Below are 17,170 nucleotides of genomic sequence, written 5' to 3'. Positions count from 1 at the left end.
AGACTGAACTGCATTACCGAACCCCGCCGCCTTGCCCGTTGAAACGTTTGCCCACTTCGCCTTTTAAAGCGTCGCGAAAGCGTTGGCCGAAGGTGCCCGGCAGTGCGGTGCCAGTAGCAGGCGCGCTTGCGGGACCGGCTTGCGCGGCGCCGAGCGGATCGACGGCGGCCGAACCTGCCGGCATCGTGTGAAGCAGACGGACATTGCCGGGCGCCGTGCCGAGCACGAGCCACGTATCGCCGATCTCGACCACCGCGACCCGCTCCTTGCCGCCGAGCGAGGCGCCGCCGATGGTCTTCACGAGACCGCCGCGGTTCGCCGGCTGCAAGCCGAAGCGGCGAGCGAGCCACGCGCAACCGAACACCAGACCGATCACGACCAGCAGCCCGACGATGGTTTGCAATACCGCGCCGACGCCGAGCGCCGGAACAGCAGAACCCGCGCCGACGCCCGAGGCGATCTTCGCCGCGTTGTTGACCGCGTTCATGTCTGCTGCCTGGGCAACGGACGTTGCGAGCAGCGTGACCAGCGAAGCCGACGTCCATAAGGCCGCAGCCACGACGTCCGCCGCCCGTGCAGCGCGAATCAGAACAGTGCGCGACACGGCGCGACCGGCAACGCGATTCATCGATTCAATTTCCGGATACGTTCGGACGGCGTGATGATGTCGGTCAGACGGATACCGAACTTGTCGTTCACCACCACCACTTCGCCCTGCGCGATCAGACAGCCGTTCACCAGCACGTCCATCGGTTCGCCGGCCATGCCGTCCAGTTCCACCACCGAACCCTGCGCGAGTTGCAGCAGGTTGCGGATCGCGATCTTGGTGCGGCCGAGCTCGACGGTCATCTGAACAGGAATGTCCAGGATCATGTCGATGTCGTTGCGCGTCGTGGTCGGCTCGACTTTCGACAGCGGCTGGAACACGCCGGCCGTCGTCGCGCTGACTTCGGAATTGTCGTTCTGCTCGGCGAGCGCGCTGGCCCAGTCGGCCATCGCCGCTTCGTCTTCGGCAGCGGCTGCGTCGGCGGCAAATTGCGGCGCGGCAGCGGCCAGCTCGGCCTCAGTCTTTGCGTTCAGGTCACTCATATCCACCTTCCTTCATCGTTTCGGCTGCGCTGATCATCTTCTGGACCCGCAACGCATACTGACCATTGAAAATTCCGTAGCCGCACTCCATCACCGGCACACCGTCGACTTTCGCCGTGATGTGTTCGGGGATGTTGATCGGCAGAACATCGCCTTTGCGCATGTTCAGAATCTGTTCGAACGTGACCGGCACCTGCGCGAGGTCGGCGGTCAGTTCCACTTCTGCTGCCTGCACCTGCTGCGACAGCACGCGGACCCAGCGGCGGTCGACTTCGAGCGCCTCGCCCTGGATCGGCGACGAGAGAATGTCGCGGATCGGTTCGATCATCGAGTACGGCATGCAGATATGCAGCGTGCCGCCCGTCGTGCCGAACTCGATCGAGAACTGCGTGACGATGACGATTTCGTTCGGCGTCGCCACATTGGCGAACTGCGTGTGCATTTCCGAGCGCACGTATTCGAACTGCAGCGGACGCACGCTTTTCCACGACGCCGTGTAGTTGTCGAACACCAGGTTCAGCAGCTTGTTGATGATGCGCTGCTCGGTCTGCGTGAAGTCGCGCCCTTCGACGCGGGTATGGAAACGCCCGTCGCCGCCGAACAGGTTATCGACCACGAAGAACACCAGGTTCGGATCGAACACGAACAGCGAGGTGCCGCGCAACGGCTTCACGTGGACCAGGTTCAGGTTGGTCGGGATCGGCAGGTTGCGGGTGAATTCGCTGTACTTCTGCACCTTCACCGGGCCGACGGAGATTTCCGCCGAGCGCCGCATGAAGTTGAAAATGCCGACGCGCAACAGGCGCGCGAAACGGTCGTTGATGATTTCGAGGCCGGGCATCCGGCCGCGGACGATGCGTTCCTGCGTCGCGATGTTGTAGGGCCGTACGCCTACACGGTCGCTTTGCTCGGCTTCCGAGTCGGTTTCGCCGGTTACGCCCTTGAGGAGGGCATCGACCTCCTCCTGGGACATGAACTCTTCGTGGCCCATTCCTTATTCCTCGTGCGTCCCGTGGCGGTTGATGATGGCAGCGCTGATTAACGTCACGTTCGACGTCACTGCACGACGAATTCGGTGAACAGCACGTCCTGGACGTGGATCGGTGCGGCGCCCTTGTCGGTCGGCTGCTCGATCAGCGTGCGCAGTTCCGTGGCGAGGGCGCGCTTGCCTTCGAGCGGCGCGAGTTCGTCAGGGTGCTTGTTCGATAGGGCGAGCAGGATGCGGCTGCGCACTTCGGGCATGTGGTCGGTCAGCTCTTGCTGGGTTTTTGCGTCGGTGAGTTTTAGCGTCAGGCCGATGCGCAGGAAGTGCTGTTGGCCGTCGTCCGATTGCAGATTCACGGTCATTGATTCCAGCGGGAAGAATAGCGGTGCTGGGGCTGGCGGCGGGGCTGCTTCAGCCGAGGTAGCGGCCGGGGCCCGCTTCGACATGAAGAACCAGACGCCCGCGCCTGCTGCGCCCGCGGCAATGATCGCAATCAGCACGATCAGGATGATGCGCTTCATCGGGCCGGGGGACGCCGGCGCGGCTTGTTGAGGTGCGGTCGTGGTTGCCATTTGGTTCGCTTTGCTTGCCTTTAGTGCTGGTGATGGTGATTGTTGTTGATTTGGTCGCTGCGCGATGGGCCGAAAAGAAGGGGGATTGTTGGTTATCTCTTGTTTTTGCTTCTTTGGCCTTTGCTTGATTTGCTCGTGGTCTATTAGCGCTGCCCCTGTGCGGGGCGGCACCTACTTTCTTTGCCGCGGCAAAGAAAGTAGGCAAAGAAAGCCGCTTCACACCGCTAGCTCATAAGCGGGTCCCTCGCACAGTCCCGCTTGTGGTACATCTGGAATCCGTGCCCTCGCACACTCCGCGTATGTGACAAAGCAGTCATTCTTCCGGCGGCGCTTCGCGCGCCGTCGCGGTTGCTCTCCCCATCGCTAGACGCAAATCGGCGCCCTTTGGTGGGCGCCGATCTCAAATCAAGGTGCGGCTTGTGCTCGCCTAGGCGCGGCGAACGCAAGCCTAGGTGTGAACATCACGCGAACGTGTCGACCAGGCCTACCGTGCGGCGTACCGGGACGTTGACCGTCGTGTCGATCGCGTCCGTACTGCCGCCGCCAAACGATCCGCTCCCACCGCTCGAGCGGCCGCCGGAACGGCCGGAGTCGGCGCTCTGCTGCTGGCCGCTCTGGCGCGCAAAGCCGTCGCTGACGCTCGCGCTTCCTAACCCAATGCCGTTGGATTCCATCGCCTCGCGTAACTTCGGCAGCGCGGCTTCGACGGCTTCCCGCACGGACTGGTGCTGCGAGACGAACAACGCATGTGCATGGTTATCGGCAACCTGCAAGACAACCTGTAGCGGTCCCAGATCCTTCGGATTCAAGGTGAGCTCGGCGCTCTGTGAATGTGCGTTCGACAGGAACACCACCTTCTGGCTCAACGCGTCTTCCCAGTCAGTCGTGCCTACCTGCGGTGATAACGTATTCGCTGCTTCCGCCGCGCCGGCATTGCCCGTGGTCTGGACGGCCGCCGTCGTGCTCGCTGCGCTCGCGGCGGCTTGCGAGGCGGCTAGCGCCGCTGTCGCCGCATCCGCAGCGCTCTTGAAGGACGCCAGATCGTCGGCTTGCGCGCTGCCGGCTGCCGTTGCCGTCAATGCGTCAGCCGCTGCTTTTGCGGCCGCTGATGGGTCGGCCACGGTCGTCGCCGCCGTCGTCATCGCGGCTTTCGATGCAGTCGATCCCTTGCCGTCGCCAAACAGGCCGGCCGCCAACGTCTTGCCGTCGGCAGTGCCATTCAGTCCAGCGTTCGTACCGTTCAAGCCGTTTGCCGAGGTCGCGGCGTTCGCGGCCGCGCCACTCGCCAACGCCTGCGCGGGAACGCTTTGGCCGTTCGCCAACGCGGCCAGCGCTGCCTGCAACGCGTCTTGCAATGACTTCGGATCGGTGGCGGCGGTTTTCTTGCCCGGCGTGCCGCCAGTCGTGGCGTCCGTGGTCGTGCCGGGCAGCGCGGTCGCGGCGTCGGTCAAAGCCGTGGTCGGGTCAGTGGCTGTCGGCGTGTTGGCATTGTTCGCGTCGGCTTGAGCTTGTGCTTGAGCCTGCGCTTGAGCGGCAGCGGCTGCCGCCGCCGTGCCGGCGTCGGTCTGGCTCGCCGTGTTGCCGGTTTTCGCCGGCGCGGCGTTCGTCTTGTCGGTCGAAGCCTGTTGCGTATCGCCCGACGAAGCCGTGGACGAAGCCGAGTTCGTCGGCTTGCTCGTGTCCTTGCTGCTGGCGTCGTCCGCGCTTTTCGGCGCGGGGTCGGCCGGCGGCGGCGCGTCGTGCACGCTCGACGAAGACTGCGATCCAGAAGACGCCGCAGCTGCAGCCGCAGCCTGCTGCTGGCTCGCGCTCAGCGCAGCCGCGCTGTTCTGCTGGTCGATGCTCTGCTGCAAGGTTTGCGAGAACGGTTTGGCGTTCGCCGCAGCGGCCATGGCCGCGCTGCTGGACGTGCTGCTGGCGGAGCCGAGCAGCGAGCCGATCTGTGAAAGAAGCGACATAGGGAATCCTGTCAATCGGTCAAACGAGGTGTTCAGTCAATCGAGTCGGCGCTCATGCGCCCGACGCACGTCACGCGCCTTCGGCGCGCATCCGCAGAATCCGGGCGGCGTGTTCGTCGGCGTCGCGCTGATCGCGCCGCGCCGTGGTCCTGGCTTCGGCGGCTTCGCCGCGCGCCTGCAGCACTTCGTACGAGCCCAGCTTCTGCTTCTGACGCTGCCAGTCGGGCTTGGCGGCCTCGACGCGCGCGTTGGCCGTCACCAGCAGGTTGCGCTGCTGCTCGATGGCGGCGTCGAGCGTGTCGATGAATGCCTGGAAATTGCGCATGTTGCCCGCGGGCATGCCGGTCTGGGCAGTCGCGGTGAAGCGCGCGTGATATTCGTCGCGGTACTGGACGAGGGCGTCGAGCTGCGACTGCACGTCGTTGCGCTCGCGCTGCGCGCGGCCCAGACGTTGCGCGGCGGCGTCCACATCGTCCTGAGCCAGGCCGATAAGTGTCTTGATCGGAAAGTGTTTCGCCATCGTCAGCCTCCTTGGGCAAACAGCGCGTCCAGCATCTCGAGACTCGGTTCAAAGTTCGCGCACTCGCGAAAACCTTGCTGCAAAAATGCTTCCATCCGCGGATACAGCGCAATCGCGCGGTCGAGCAGCGCGTCGCGCCCGCTCGAATACGCGCCGACGTTGATCAGATCGCGGTTGCGCTGATAGCGCGACAGCATCTGCTTGAACATACGCGTCTTGTCCAGATGGTTATCGTCGATCAACGCGGTCATTGCCCGGCTAATCGACGCTTCGATGTCGATGGCCGGATAGTGGCCGGCTTCAGCCAGCGAGCGCGACAGCACGATGTGGCCGTCCAGAATCGCCCGCGCGGAGTCGGCGATCGGATCCTGCTGGTCGTCGCCTTCGGTCAGCACCGTGTAGAACGCGGTGATCGAGCCGCCGCCCGCCGGGCCGTTGCCGGTCCGCTCGACGAGCGCCGGCAGCTTGGCGAACACGGAAGGTGGATAGCCCTTGGTGGCGGGCGGCTCGCCCACGGCCAGCGCGATCTCGCGCTGCGCCATCGCGTAACGAGTCAGCGAGTCCATCAGCAGCAGCACGTGCTTGCCCTGGTCGCGGAAATATTCAGCAAGCGACGTCGAATACGAGGCGGCCTGCATGCGCAGCAGCGGCGATACGTCGGCCGGCGCGGCGATCACCACGGAACGGGCCAGGCCTTCCTCGCCGAGAATCTGTTCGATGAATTCCTTCACTTCGCGACCGCGTTCGCCGATCAGGCCGATCACGATCACTTCGGCGCTGGTGTAGCGCGCCATCGTGCCGAGCAGCACCGATTTACCGACGCCCGAGCCGGCGAAAAGTCCCATGCGCTGGCCACGGCCGACGGTCAACAACGCGTTGATCGCGCGCACGCCGACGTCGAGCACCTTGTGAATCGGCTCACGGTTCAGCGGATTGATGACCGGCGCGGACAGCGGGGCGTCGGCATGCGCGCCGAGCGGGCCGAGTCCGTCCAGCGGACGGCCGGACGCGTCCAGCACGCGGCCGAGCAATTCCCAGCCGACCGGCAGACGTTTGGCGCCCGCCATCGGATCGGCGATCGGCGCGCTTTCGAGCGGAAAAACGCGCGCGCCGGGGAGGAGGCCGATCACTTCGGTGGTCGGCATCAGAAACAGCTTGTCGCCGGAGAAGCCGACCACTTCGGCTTCGGCCATCGGCAGCGAACTGCCTTGCGGCAGTTCGATCATCACTTCGGCGCCCACGGACAAACGCAGGCCCACGGCTTCGAGCACCAGACCGGCCGCGCGCGTCAGACGTCCGCAGGCGCGCATCGGCTTGGCGATCGCGTTGCGCGCGCGTAGCGCGTCGAGGCGGCCGCGCCAGGCTTGCATGTGTGGATTGCTGTCGAGCGCGGGATCGTAGGGCGGGTGAGCAGTAGCGGCAGAAGCAGGGCTCGCGGCGGCGGCATCGCGGCTCGCGGCGGCGCCCGTCGCCGGATGGGCATGCGCCGGATCGCGCAACGCGGCTTCGATTGCCGCGACCGCGGCCGCGGCGGGTGTCACCGCAGCCGGCTCTTCCGCGAGCGCTTCAGCGCCGAACGACGCGAGCGCCAGTTCGCGTTCGAGCGGCGTCAGGTCGCTGGCGCGGATCTCTTCGAGCGTCGGCTTCACCATGTGCTCACCTTGCCGAGCGCGGCGGCCACGCGCTCCCAGCGCGTGTCGATGCCCGCGTCCACTTCACCGGTGTTGGCTTGCGCGCGGCAGCCGCCGCGCTCCACCGCCGGATCGGTGCGCACGGTCCAGCCGCGCGTTTGCAGTTCTTCCATCAGATAGGCTTCGACAACCGGCAGATCGGCGGGACTCACGATCAAGGCCGGCGCGCCGACCAGCGTCGGCTCGGCGGCCAGCACCTCACGCGCGGCGGCGATCAGTGCGGTCGGGTCGTGCTGCACGTGCTGGCGCACCACCTGTTGCGCGATGTCGAGCGCGAGCGCAACCAGCGTTTCGGAGATCGCGCCTTGAGCGCCATCGAGCGCGGCCTTGAAGGTTTCGGCCAGCGCAGCGAGCCGCGCGGCTTCTTCGCGCGCTTCGGCCTGGCCTTGTTCGAAACCCTGCGCGTGGCCCTGGTCGTACCCGGCCTGATAGCCGAGCGCCTGACCGGCCACGTGGCCGGACGCGATGCCCTGTGCATGAGCGGCGTCGCGCAGGCGTTCGAGTTCGGCTTCGAAAGCGCCGTCGTCGACTTCGGGTTCGGGCGGCGCCGGCGGCACCGGATCGAACGAGGCCATCTCCCAGCGCTGGTAGGCCGAGAGGCGTTCCTTCGCTGCGGAGTTCTGATCAGACATATGCATCTTCGGCCTTGCCGCCTAGAACGATCTGGCCGCCTTCGGCCAGGTTGCGCACGATCTGCAGGATGCGGCGTTGCTGCGTCTCGACTTCGGAGACGCGCACCGGACCGCGCGCGTCGAGGTCTTCGGCGAGCAGTTCGGCGGCACGCTGCGACATGTTCGACAGGAACTTCTGGCGCAGCGCGGGCGGCGCGCCCTTCAGCGAGATGATCAACGCCTCGGACTCGACTTCCTTCAGCAACAGCTGGATCGCGCGGTCTTCCAGATCGAGCAGGTTTTCGAACACAAACATCTGATCAATGATCTTCTGCGCAAGTTCCGCGTCGTACTGGCGAACGTTCTCGATGACGCCTTCTTCATGATTGCTCGACATGAAGTTGAGAATTTCCGCCGCCGTGCGGATGCCGCCCATCGGGCTGCGCTTGAGGTTGTCGCTGCCGGACAGCAGGCCGGTCAGCACGTCGTCGAGTTCGCGCAGCGCGGCCGGCTGGATGCCGTCGAGCGTCGCGATCCGCAGCAGCACGTCGTTGCGCAGCCGTTCCGTGAAGCAGGCGACGATTTCCGACGCCTGATCGCGGTCTAGGTGCACGAGAATCGTCGCGATGATCTGCGGATGCTCGTTCTTGATGAGTTCGGCGACGGCCGCGGAATCCATCCACTTGAGGCCTTCGATACCGCTGGTATCGCTGCCTTGCAGAATGCGGTCGATGATCGCGCCGGCCTTGTCGTCGCCGAGCGCCTTGGTCAGCACCGAACGGATGTACTCGTTCGAATCCAGCGACATGCCGGTGTGCTGCTCGGCCTCGCGCACGAACTCCTGCAGGACTTCGTCGACCTGCTCGCGGGTCACGCTCTTCAATGCGGCCATCGCGACGCCGATCTTCTGGACTTCGCGCGGCCCGAGGAACTTGAACACCTGCGCGGCTTCTTCCTCGCCGATCGACATCAGCAGGAGCGCGCTCTTCATTACGCCTTCAGCGCTCATCGGACACCCAATTTTTCACGACGGTTGCAACGATCTTCGGATCCTGGCGCGCGATGTTGCGCGCGAATTCCAGGTTCCGCTCATATTTGTGCTTGGAGCTTTCGAGCGCGAGCAGTTCGCTGTCGGTTTCCAGTTCGGCGACCGAGCTTCCGCCCACACCCGCGCGCTCGGCGGCGGGAATGCCATCCAGCAGGATCGGCTCGTCCGGCGACGCCAGCGCCGCGACGGCGGCCGGCTCCGGCGGCGGGAAAGCGCGGCGCAGCGCCGGCTTCACCATCACGAAGTAGAGGAACAGGGCGACCGCGCCGATGCCGAGATAGGTGGCGATCTGCTTGGCGAGCGCGATCATGTCCGGCGTGCGCCACCACGGCAGGTCGGCGTTCGGATCGACTTCGGTGCTGAACGGGCTGTTGACCACGTTCACCGAGTCGCCGCGCGCCTGGTCGAAGCCCATCGCGTCCTTCACCAGCTGGTTGACCTGCGCGAGCTTGTCGGCGGTGACCGGCTGCATCGTGGCGTGGCCCTTGCCGTCGACCACGCGCAGATAATTCACCACCACCGCCACCGACAGACGCTTGATGCCGCCCATCGGTTGTTCGAGATGGCGCACCGTCTTGTCGAGTTCGTAGTTGGTGGTCGAGTCCTTGCGGTCGCTGACCGGCGTGCTCGTCGCGCTGCTCGCGCCGTTGGGCGCATTGATCGGCGCCGACGCGGGCTGCGGCGGCTGGTTCGACAGCGCGCCCGGCACGCCCGAGGCCGCGCCTTGCGACATTTCCGTGGCGGTGCTCGATTGCTGGCTGCGGATCGCCGCCTGTTGCGGGTTGCCGTTGGGGCCGTAGTTTTCCGAAGTCTGCTCGCTGTGCGAGAAGTCGATGTCGGCGCTGACCTGCGAATGCGCGTTGCCCGAGCCGAACAGGGGCGCGAGGATCGCGTCGATGCGCTGCTGGGTGCTGCGCTCGATCTGCTGGCGGTACTTCAGTTGCGAGGCGTCGAGGCCGCTGCCGGTGGAAGGCTGCGTCAACAGGTTGCCGTCCTGATCGAGGATGGTCACGCCCTTCACCGGCATATCCGGCACCGCCGATGACACCATATGCGTGATCGCCAGCACCTGGCCTTCGTCGAGCGCGCGGCCGGGGTAGAGGTTCACCAGCACGGAGGCGGACGGCGCTTCCTTGTCGCGCACGAACACGGACGGCTTTGGAATCGCCAGATGCACGCGCGCCGACTTCACCGACGAAATCGACTCGACCGTGCGCTCCAGTTCGCCTTCCAGCGCGCGCTGATAGTTGATCTGCTCGGCGAACTGGCTGATGCCGAACTTCTGGTTGTCCATCAGTTCGAAGCCGACGGAGCCGCTTTTGGGCAAGCCTTGCGAGGCCAGACGCAGACGCATCTCATGCACCTGTTCGGCCGGTACGAGGATCGCGCCGCCGGCGTCGGAGAACTTATAGGGGATGTTGGCGGCCTGCAGCGCCGTGATGATGGCGCCGCCGTCGCGGTCCGACAGGTTGCTGTAGAGCACCTTGTAGTCCGGCGCGCGCGACCACAGGAACAGCCCCGCCACCACGGCGACCAGCAGCGCCACCGCGAAGATCAGCGGAGCGCGCGGGTTGCCGCGCATCTGCGCGAGGCCGGACAGGCGCTGACCGAAGTTGCCGCCGAGGTTGCTCCCCAGGCCGCCGAGGTCTGCTGCCCCGCCGGCCTGGCCGGCACCGGCCGCACCGGCGCCTGGCTGCGCGCCGGCGAGGCCCATGCGGGCGTCGGGGTTGATCAAAGAGTTGGCTGACGAATCCATGCGTCGGGTTTCTCCGGGATGCCTTTTGCGTTCTGCCCGCTACCGCACCGAGGGTCGGCGGGCGTACGGACAGAGACTTTCACCCTTGAAATTATCCGCAGCGCGGCTCAACCCGATTGCTTGAATAGAGCCGGGTTTCCCCCCTAGTTTCGGGGCTTTCCCGTATGGCCCGCTGCTATGCTTTCGTCCAGATCGGTACGGTTTGGCATGCCGGTCGTCCTTCCCTGGAGAAAACATGACTTTCCCCGTGAACGCGCTTTCGTCGGCGCTGCAACAGATGCAGTCGATGGCGGCGCAAGCGGCCGGCGGCAGCAATACGGTCGCTGACACGTCCGGCGCGGCGACGCCCACCGGTTTTGCGTCGGCGCTGAAAGCCTCGCTGGACAAGATCAGCGGCGATCAGACCAAGGCGGTCGGCGAATCGCAGGCGTTCGAACTCGGCTCGTCGAACGTGTCGCTGAACGACGTGATGGTCGACATGCAGAAGGCCAACGTGGGCTTCCAGTTCGGCCTGCAGGTGCGCAACAAGCTGGTGTCCGCCTATAACGACATCATGCAGATGTCGGTGTGAACGCGGCTCGGGCGGCAAGGCTGTTCCGCCCGCCCGAACGCGTGCACGCCGTGCGGCTCTCGAAGGCTGCGCCATTTGGCCCCTTAATCCTCCTTACGCTGGCCTAAAGCTTTCCCGCTGCCTTTCCGATAACCAGGTACAGGCAGACATCGGGGTGCGGCAACGTGCCCGGATGGGGTGCCACGACCAACCGCAGTGCAAGAGAGGAGGAGCGCCGATGTTTTCCCCAGGACACTCTGGAGCCAATGCGTACGCACGCGTCGGCGTCGAGACAGGGGTGATGGGCGCGAGTCCGCATCGTCTGATCGTGATGTTGTATCAGGGCGCAAGGCAAGCGATCGCGCAGGCGCGCATGCATTTGCAGCAGGGCAATGTGCCGGCTCGCGGAGAGGCGATCGGCAAGGCGATTCAGATCGTCGAAAGCGGGCTGCAGCAATCGCTCAACCTCGAGGCGGGCGGTGAGATTGCGGAGCGGTTGAACGCGCTGTATAGCTATATGTCGCGCCGGCTGCTCGAAGCCAACATAAAACAAAGCGAGGCGATGCTGGTCGAGGTGGATGGTCTTCTGGCCACACTCGAAGAGGCATGGATCGGGATTGCCCCGGAGATCGCGCGGATGGCAGCCCAGCCCGCCGCGGAAAGCATGAGATGACATCGAACGCAGAATACTTCGCCCGTTACGAGGCGATTGCAGCGATTTCCTGCCGCATGCTGATAGCTGCCCGGCGCGCGCTGTGGAACGATCTGGTCCACCTGCAAGAGGAATACCGCCATCTGGTGGACGCGTTGAAAGACGCCGAAACGGGCGTGAAGCTCGACGAGGCGGAGCGTCTGCGCAAGTACGCGTTGATCCGCCAGATTCTCGCCGACGACGCCGCGATCCGCGATCTGGCGAATCCGCGCATGGCCAATCTGTCCGCGCTGTTCGCCGGACGGCCGACGCGCGTGCTCAAGGAGCTGTACGGAGCGCGCTGAGTTGCGCCGCGCGCGTTCAGAGGCGCCTCTATCCATCCGGCTGACTGACTTTATTTGAGCGCGACGCCGCCAATGTGACCAAGGAATCGGCATGAACGGGATCGACACGACTGTCGCTTCGGTGCTCGCGAGCCGGATCGATAGTCTGCTCAATATCGCGCCAGGCAGTGCGGCTGCTTCGCAGGCCGGCACGGCGGGCGTCGAAACCGCGCCGACCATGCCGGCGCTCACCGAGACGCCCGCGCCGCAGCCTTCCGCCCAGACCGCGCTGTCCGCCGTCGCGCTGACGCTCAATGCGATCGTGCGCTCGGGCGGCGAGGCGACGCCCGCCGTGATCGGCCAGACGCCGATCTGGCCGGCCGCGCCCGCGCTCGATATCGACGTCGGCGGGTTGCCGCTGTTCGACACGTCCGCAGCCGCAACGGCTTCCACTGCATCCACCGCCAATCCGAATGCCGCTGCCACCGCGGCCACCGCCAATGTCGCGGCGGCCCAGGTGCCGGTCGCGGCGCTCGCCGCCGCGCTCGAACAGACCGTCGGCGATAGCGGCCTCTTTTATGAGGCGCATCTCGCGCAATGGCTGGCGGGTCAGCGTTCGCCCGCTTCGCTCGCCGGCGAGGCGCAAAACAAACTCGTCGCCGCTGCCGCGCAATTGCCGCTCGACTGGGCGAACGACGGCGGCGACGCGTCGCCCGCCAATCCACCCGTCCGGCAGGGCATGGGCGCGGCGCCGAATGGCCCGTCGAACGGTGGCGCGCAAGACGCCGGCGCCGCCGCTCGCGGGATGCCTTCGATCCCCAACGCGCAAGCCGCGCGTTTCGTGGCCGGCGAAGTGCTGGCCAGTTCCCTGTCCGACCTGAACGGCCAGCCCGCGCATGCGAGCTTGCACAGCGCGACGGCGCAAACCGTCGACGGCGGCGCCTCGCAGAATTCGCAGTCGATGGCGGCGGCGGTTCATCCCGCGACCGTGCCGTTGGTGCGTCAGCAGCTCGATCTGCTCGCGACCGGGCAGTTCCGCTGGACCGGCGAAGCATGGCCGGGCGCCAAGCTCGACTGGACCATCGAGCAGGAAGGCGACGAATGGGACCGCAGCGGCGGCGGCACGGCAAGCGAGGACGACCAGCCGTGGCGCACGCGCCTGACGCTGTCGCTGCCGACGCTCGGCACCGTCGACGCGGAACTGACGCTGACCGGCACGCGGCTCGTCGCGCGCGTGCAGGCGAGTCCCGGCGGCGCCGCGCGTCTTGCGATGCAGGGTGAGAGCTTCCGCCAGCGGCTCGCGGCGGCGGGCATCCAGTTGAATGGCTTGACGATTCGCGAGATCGGCGGCGGCGCGCCCGCCACTGCCGCGAATGCCGCGGGCGCGGCGGCCGCTCAGGCGGCGGCGTCGGCGTATGCGCGGTCGGCTTCGGCGGCCGGTTCGGCAGATGCGGGCGGTGCAAACAGCGCGGCCGGCTCGGCAACGAACCGGACCGCGGGCGTGCGCCGTCGCACCGCGGCCACGCCGCTCGACGATTTCGATTGGGATATGTGATGAGCCGCAAACATCGCCGCAGCGCGGCCGCGCTCGTCTACGACGCCCAAGGCAAGGATCCCGCGCCGCGCGTGATCGCCAAAGGCTACGGCATGCTGGCCGAGATGATCGTGCAGCGGGCCAAGGAAGCCGGCCTGTACGTGCACGAAGCGCCCGAAATGGTCTCGCTGTTGATGCAGGTGGATCTCGACGCGCGCATTCCGCCGCAGCTTTATCAGGCGGTGGCGGAGATGCTCGCGTGGCTGCATCGGCTGGAAAGCGGCGCCGAGAACGAGCCGCCGCCGGCCGCGAACGCCGACGCGCAGGATGTCATCGACGTGGTGGCCACCGAAATCGAAGGCGGGCCGGCGACGCGCTGAGCGTCAGAACCGCATCATCAGTTTCAGCAGCGCGTTCACCCGTTTGCCGTACGGCGGCGAAATCCAGCCGCGCGCGTTCAGACGCGCCTGCGTCAACACCGGCTTCATCTTCGAGAACGTCACGAAGCCTTCGTAGCCGTGATACGCGCCCATTCCGCTCGCCCCGACTCCGCCGAACGGCAGGCTTTCGCACGCCAGATGCATCAGCGTTTCGTTGATCGCCATCCCGCCGGCGATGGTTTCGTGCGTCACGCGTTCGATGGTGGCGGTGTCGTCGGCGTAGAGATACAGCGCGAGAGGGCGCGGCCGGGCGTTGATCCACGCGATCGCGTCGTCGAGCGTGTCGTAGGACACGATAGGCAGCAGCGGTCCGAAGATTTCCTCCTGCATCAGCGCGCATTCGTCCGGCGCGTTGGTGACGGCGATCAGCGGGAAGCGGCGGCTCGTTGCATCGGGCGAACTGTCGGTGAGCGCATGCAGTTGCGCGCCGGCGGCCTGGGCTTCGTCGGCGAGACGCTCCAGCCGCGCGAAGTGGCGCGCCGAAATGATCGAGGTGTAGTCCGGGTTGCCGGCGAAGTTCGGGTACATCTTCGCCATTCGCGCACGCGCCCGTTCGACGAACGCCTGCTCCTTGCCGCGCGGCACCAGCACGTAGTCCGGCGCTATACAGGTTTGCCCCGCGTTGAGCGTCTTGCCGGCGACGAGGTTGTCCACCGCGTTGTCGAAACGCGCATGCGCGCCGATGATGGCCGGCGACTTGCCGCCCAGTTCGAGCGTGACCGGCGTTAGATGTTCGGCGGCGGCGCGCATCACTTCGTGACCGACCTTGGTCGAGCCGGTGAACAGCAGGTGGTCGAAGGGCTGCGCGCTGAAGGCGGCGGCGAGCGCGGCGTCGCCGTTCACCACCGCAACGTGATCGCGCGCGAAAGTCTGGCCGATCAACTGCTCGAATAGCGCCGAAGTGCGCGGCGTCAGTTCGGACATTTTGATGATCGCGCGATTGCCGGCGGTCAATGCGCTGATGAGCGGGCCAACGGCGAGCAGCACCGGATAATTCCACGGCACGATGATGCCGACCACGCCGAGCGGCTGCGGTACGACTTTCGCGCGCGCCGGCAGCAGCCATTTGTTGGTGCTGCGGCGCTGCGATTTCATCCAGCGCTTGCCATGCCGCAGCGCGCCGTCGATTTCCTCCTTCACCAGCAGGAATTCCGCGAGCAGCACTTCCTGTTTCGCGCGATTGCCGAAGTCGGCGTTCATTGCATCGGCGAGTGCGTCGCGATTGTCGAGCATGACTTTGCGCAGCGCTTTCAGATGCGCGGCGCGTGTCTCCCACGACGGATACGGCGCGCGTAAATAGGCGTGGCGCTGCTCGCGCAGCAGCGCTTCGAGCGCGGCGACTTCCGGCAGATCGTTCTTCATGTATGTCCACTCCCTGATGGATTGCGTTGCGCGTCGAGTCGCGCTTTTTTTGGATTTGCTTATGCTGCTTTTCCGCTGCTTGGCGTGAAGCGTGCGTGCTGGAAGCATGCTTGCTGAACGTTAAGCGGGAAACGCTCTTTCGATGATCGCCGCGTGATCGAACGTGGCCGGCAGCGTGCCATATACACGGCCGCTTGCGCCGCAGCCATCGCCAAGGCGCGTGGCGATGAACGCCTCGGCCACTTCGGCGGGCGCGTGTTTGAGCAGCAAGGTGGCCTGCGCGATCAGCACGACTTGCTGCGCGATCCGCCGCGCCGATGCTTCGCGATGCTCGGCCGGTCCGTTGAGCGTGGCGGCAAGCTTGCCGAGCGCGGCGCTCAATGCCGGATGCGCTTGCGCGTCCGCTTGCCACGCGGCGAACAGCGCCTGCGCCGCTTCCGGCTCGCGCTCCATCGCGCGTAGCACGTCGAGGCACATTACGTTGCCGGAACCTTCCCAGATCGAATTCACTGGCGCTTCCCGATAGAAGCGCGCCATCGGACCGGTTTCGACGTAGCCGTTTCCGCCCCAGACCTCCATCGCCTCGCCGGTGAATTCCAGCGCGCGTTTGCAGACCCAGTACTTCGCCGCGGGCGTGACGATGCGGCGCCACGCGCGCTCGGCCAGCGACGTGGAGGCGGCGTCGGTGGATTCTTCGAAAGCGCGCGCGAGGCGCATGAACAGCACCGTTGCCGCTTCCGATTCCAGAGCGAGATCAGCGAGCACGTTGCGCATCAGCGGCTGATCGGAGAGATGCCGGCCAAACGCACTGCGATGACGCGCATGGTGAATCGCCTGCACGAGCGCAGCGCGCATCAGCGCCGCGCTGCCGATCACGCAATCGAGCCGCGTGTAATTCGCCATTTCGATGATGGTCGGCACGCCGCGTCCTTCGTCACCGATCATGATGCCGAACGCGTCGAGGAATTCGACTTCGCTGCTCGCATTCGAGCGATTGCCGAGCTTGTCTTTCAGGCGCTGGATCTGCACGTTGTTTTTGCGGCCGTCCGGCGCGAAGCGCGGCACGTAGAAGCACGAGAGGCCTTCGTGTTCGTCGGTGCGGCCGAGTACCAGATGCGCGTCGCACTGCGGCGCGGAGAAAAACCATTTGTGGCCGACGAGCCGGTAGGCGCCGCCGCGACCGCTGCCCGCGGTGGCGTAGGCGCGGGTCTGATTGCTGCGCACGTCCGAGCCGCCTTGTTTTTCGGTCATGCCCATGCCGATCATCGCGGAAGTTTTCTGCTTGAGCGGCAGGTCGCGCGAATCGTGCTCGCGCGCGTAGAGCTTGTCGCGCAATGTGGCGAATAGCGCGGGTTCGCGTTGCAATACGGGGATGCTCGCGAACGTCATCGTCAGCGGGCAGAGCGAGCCGGATTCGATTTGCGCATGCAGGAAGTAACCGGCGCAGCGCGCCACCATCGCGCCGCGTTGCGGATCGGAAAACGGCAGCGCGTGCAGACCTTCGCGGCGTAGCAGCGAGAGCAGCGTGTGCCACGAAGGATGAAACTCCAGCGCGTCGATGCGCTCGCCGCGTGGACTATGCGTGAAAAGCTCAGGCTCGTGACGGTTCGCCAGTTCGGCTAGCGCCAGCGTCTCGGGCGTGGTGAGCGCTGCGCCGTGCTGCAGCAACGCACCGCGACGCCACCCGGCGCCGTCACGTTCGAGGGCGGCGGACAACGCGGCGTCGCTGGAAAACAGGTTGTAGTCCGCAAGTGGTGGAACCTGATTGGTCACCTCGTGAGTCTGGCCGAAGCTGTGCCGTTCCATCTGCTGTCTCCGTTCAACGCATGCTCGCCGACGATGGTCGGCGGTGCGCTGTTTGATCGTCGCGTGTCATGCCGCACGCTAAGAGGACGGCGCCTGCAACGTCGTGTTTGAATGCCGGGCGCAGCCGCCCGGCGGGCGTTTGCGCGTCTTTCATCATAGGGGCGCGGCGGCCGTTCCGTTTAGAGGAATCGCTCTGGCACGAAGCCGCCGCGTTATCCGAACGCTCCCTACAATGCCGGTGAAACACACGTAGACAAGTGTGCACGAGACAAG

At 65.8% G+C, this 17,170-nt stretch carries 17 protein-coding genes; 5 read left to right on the top strand and 12 right to left on the bottom strand.

Annotation, left to right across the window (positions count from 1 at the left end; translation table 11 throughout):
• Window positions 1–13 precede the first annotated feature (13 nt).
• The 10 genes from fliO to fliF form a co-directional block, all read right to left on the bottom strand.
• A complete protein-coding gene (fliO, locus tag PQR54_RS00480) occupies window positions 14–628 on the bottom strand; it encodes a flagellar biosynthetic protein FliO (RefSeq protein WP_408243629.1) in 615 nt (204 codons plus the stop codon).
• Window positions 625–1,089: a flagellar motor switch protein FliN gene (fliN, locus tag PQR54_RS00475; RefSeq protein ID WP_116143716.1), complete on the bottom strand. Its 465-nt coding sequence runs from the start codon at window positions 1,087–1,089 to the stop codon at window positions 625–627. Before fliN ends, fliO begins: the two co-directional genes overlap by 4 nt.
• Window positions 1,082–2,080: a flagellar motor switch protein FliM gene (fliM, locus tag PQR54_RS00470; RefSeq protein WP_012434692.1), complete on the bottom strand. Its 999-nt coding sequence runs from the start codon at window positions 2,078–2,080 to the stop codon at window positions 1,082–1,084. Before fliM ends, fliN begins: the two co-directional genes overlap by 8 nt.
• A gap of 65 nt (window positions 2,081–2,145) precedes the next feature.
• Window positions 2,146–2,646 (bottom strand): flagellar basal body-associated protein FliL, encoded by a 501-nt coding sequence (gene fliL, locus PQR54_RS00465; protein WP_134459078.1) that lies wholly within the window; start codon window positions 2,644–2,646, stop codon window positions 2,146–2,148.
• A 461-nt stretch (window positions 2,647–3,107) separates the two neighbouring features.
• Complete coding sequence (locus PQR54_RS00460) at window positions 3,108–4,604, bottom strand: flagellar hook-length control protein FliK (RefSeq protein ID WP_408243628.1); 1,497 nt, start codon at window positions 4,602–4,604, stop codon at window positions 3,108–3,110.
• Between the two features lie 70 nt (window positions 4,605–4,674).
• Window positions 4,675–5,124, bottom strand: coding sequence for a flagellar export protein FliJ (fliJ, locus tag PQR54_RS00455; RefSeq protein ID WP_408243627.1), 450 nt, complete (start codon window positions 5,122–5,124; stop codon window positions 4,675–4,677).
• 2 nt (window positions 5,125–5,126) lie between these two features.
• A complete protein-coding gene (fliI, locus tag PQR54_RS00450) occupies window positions 5,127–6,776 on the bottom strand; it encodes a flagellar protein export ATPase FliI (RefSeq protein ID WP_408243626.1) in 1,650 nt (549 codons plus the stop codon).
• Window positions 6,770–7,453, bottom strand: a complete 684-nt coding sequence (fliH, locus tag PQR54_RS00445; RefSeq protein ID WP_408243625.1) for a flagellar assembly protein FliH — start codon at window positions 7,451–7,453, stop codon at window positions 6,770–6,772. The genes fliI and fliH overlap by 7 nt, the downstream gene beginning before the upstream one ends.
• Window positions 7,440–8,435, bottom strand: coding sequence for a flagellar motor switch protein FliG (gene fliG, locus PQR54_RS00440; RefSeq protein ID WP_007179928.1), 996 nt, complete (start codon window positions 8,433–8,435; stop codon window positions 7,440–7,442). Before fliG ends, fliH begins: the two co-directional genes overlap by 14 nt.
• A complete protein-coding gene (fliF, locus tag PQR54_RS00435; protein ID WP_408243624.1) occupies window positions 8,425–10,230 on the bottom strand; it encodes a flagellar basal-body MS-ring/collar protein FliF in 1,806 nt (601 codons plus the stop codon). The genes fliG and fliF overlap by 11 nt, the downstream gene beginning before the upstream one ends.
• Window positions 10,231–10,465: 235 nt before the next feature.
• Here fliF and fliE point away from each other — a divergent pair, with 235 nt between their 5' ends.
• The 5 genes from fliE to PQR54_RS00410 all read left to right on the top strand — a co-directional run bounded on the left by fliE (window position 10,466) and on the right by PQR54_RS00410 (window position 13,669).
• Complete coding sequence (fliE, locus tag PQR54_RS00430; RefSeq protein ID WP_012434685.1) at window positions 10,466–10,801, top strand: flagellar hook-basal body complex protein FliE; 336 nt, start codon at window positions 10,466–10,468, stop codon at window positions 10,799–10,801.
• 217 nt (window positions 10,802–11,018) lie between these two features.
• The gene (gene fliS / locus PQR54_RS00425) at window positions 11,019–11,453 is read left to right on the top strand and encodes a flagellar export chaperone FliS (RefSeq protein ID WP_007179925.1); all 435 of its coding nucleotides are present in this window, start codon (window positions 11,019–11,021) and stop codon (window positions 11,451–11,453) included.
• Window positions 11,450–11,776, top strand: coding sequence for a flagellar protein FliT (locus PQR54_RS00420; RefSeq protein ID WP_408243623.1), 327 nt, complete (start codon window positions 11,450–11,452; stop codon window positions 11,774–11,776). The genes fliS and PQR54_RS00420 overlap by 4 nt, the downstream gene beginning before the upstream one ends.
• A gap of 91 nt (window positions 11,777–11,867) precedes the next feature.
• Complete coding sequence (gene fliK / locus PQR54_RS00415) at window positions 11,868–13,310, top strand: flagellar hook-length control protein FliK (protein ID WP_408243622.1); 1,443 nt, start codon at window positions 11,868–11,870, stop codon at window positions 13,308–13,310.
• Complete coding sequence (locus tag PQR54_RS00410) at window positions 13,310–13,669, top strand: EscU/YscU/HrcU family type III secretion system export apparatus switch protein (RefSeq protein ID WP_408243621.1); 360 nt, start codon at window positions 13,310–13,312, stop codon at window positions 13,667–13,669. Before fliK ends, PQR54_RS00410 begins: the two co-directional genes overlap by 1 nt.
• Window positions 13,670–13,672: 3 nt before the next feature.
• Here the strand turns inward: PQR54_RS00410 and PQR54_RS00405 are convergent, their stop codons facing one another.
• Both PQR54_RS00405 and PQR54_RS00400 read right to left on the bottom strand, forming a co-directional pair.
• Window positions 13,673–15,091, bottom strand: coding sequence for a coniferyl aldehyde dehydrogenase (locus PQR54_RS00405; RefSeq protein WP_408243620.1), 1,419 nt, complete (start codon window positions 15,089–15,091; stop codon window positions 13,673–13,675).
• Between the two features lie 120 nt (window positions 15,092–15,211).
• Window positions 15,212–16,897: an isovaleryl-CoA dehydrogenase gene (locus tag PQR54_RS00400; RefSeq protein WP_408243619.1), complete on the bottom strand. Its 1,686-nt coding sequence runs from the start codon at window positions 16,895–16,897 to the stop codon at window positions 15,212–15,214.
• Window positions 16,898–17,170: the final 273 nt, after the last annotated feature.

Origin of the sequence: Paraburkholderia phytofirmans, from assembly GCF_046028095.1 — a bacterium.
Classification (GTDB): domain Bacteria; phylum Pseudomonadota; class Gammaproteobacteria; order Burkholderiales; family Burkholderiaceae; genus Paraburkholderia; species Paraburkholderia phytofirmans_A.
Note: the sequence above shows the minus strand (reverse complement) of the source record. Positions and strands in the feature narration are given on the sequence as shown.

Coding starts and splice junctions, on each gene's coding strand:
- fliO (WP_408243629.1), bottom strand. CDS start 628: ATGAATCGCGTTGCCGGTCGCGCCGTGTCGCGCACTGTTCTGATTCGC.
- fliN (WP_116143716.1), bottom strand. CDS start 1,089: ATGAGTGACCTGAACGCAAAGACTGAGGCCGAGCTGGCCGCTGCCGCG.
- fliM (WP_012434692.1), bottom strand. CDS start 2,080: ATGGGCCACGAAGAGTTCATGTCCCAGGAGGAGGTCGATGCCCTCCTC.
- fliL (WP_134459078.1), bottom strand. CDS start 2,646: ATGGCAACCACGACCGCACCTCAACAAGCCGCGCCGGCGTCCCCCGGC.
- PQR54_RS00460 (WP_408243628.1), bottom strand. CDS start 4,604: ATGTCGCTTCTTTCACAGATCGGCTCGCTGCTCGGCTCCGCCAGCAGC.
- fliJ (WP_408243627.1), bottom strand. CDS start 5,124: ATGGCGAAACACTTTCCGATCAAGACACTTATCGGCCTGGCTCAGGAC.
- fliI (WP_408243626.1), bottom strand. CDS start 6,776: ATGGTGAAGCCGACGCTCGAAGAGATCCGCGCCAGCGACCTGACGCCG.
- fliH (WP_408243625.1), bottom strand. CDS start 7,453: ATGCATATGTCTGATCAGAACTCCGCAGCGAAGGAACGCCTCTCGGCC.
- fliG (WP_007179928.1), bottom strand. CDS start 8,435: ATGAGCGCTGAAGGCGTAATGAAGAGCGCGCTCCTGCTGATGTCGATC.
- fliF (WP_408243624.1), bottom strand. CDS start 10,230: ATGGATTCGTCAGCCAACTCTTTGATCAACCCCGACGCCCGCATGGGC.
- fliE (WP_012434685.1), top strand. CDS start 10,466: ATGACTTTCCCCGTGAACGCGCTTTCGTCGGCGCTGCAACAGATGCAG.
- fliS (WP_007179925.1), top strand. CDS start 11,019: ATGTTTTCCCCAGGACACTCTGGAGCCAATGCGTACGCACGCGTCGGC.
- PQR54_RS00420 (WP_408243623.1), top strand. CDS start 11,450: ATGACATCGAACGCAGAATACTTCGCCCGTTACGAGGCGATTGCAGCG.
- fliK (WP_408243622.1), top strand. CDS start 11,868: ATGAACGGGATCGACACGACTGTCGCTTCGGTGCTCGCGAGCCGGATC.
- PQR54_RS00410 (WP_408243621.1), top strand. CDS start 13,310: ATGAGCCGCAAACATCGCCGCAGCGCGGCCGCGCTCGTCTACGACGCC.
- PQR54_RS00405 (WP_408243620.1), bottom strand. CDS start 15,091: ATGAAGAACGATCTGCCGGAAGTCGCCGCGCTCGAAGCGCTGCTGCGC.
- PQR54_RS00400 (WP_408243619.1), bottom strand. CDS start 16,897: ATGGAACGGCACAGCTTCGGCCAGACTCACGAGGTGACCAATCAGGTT.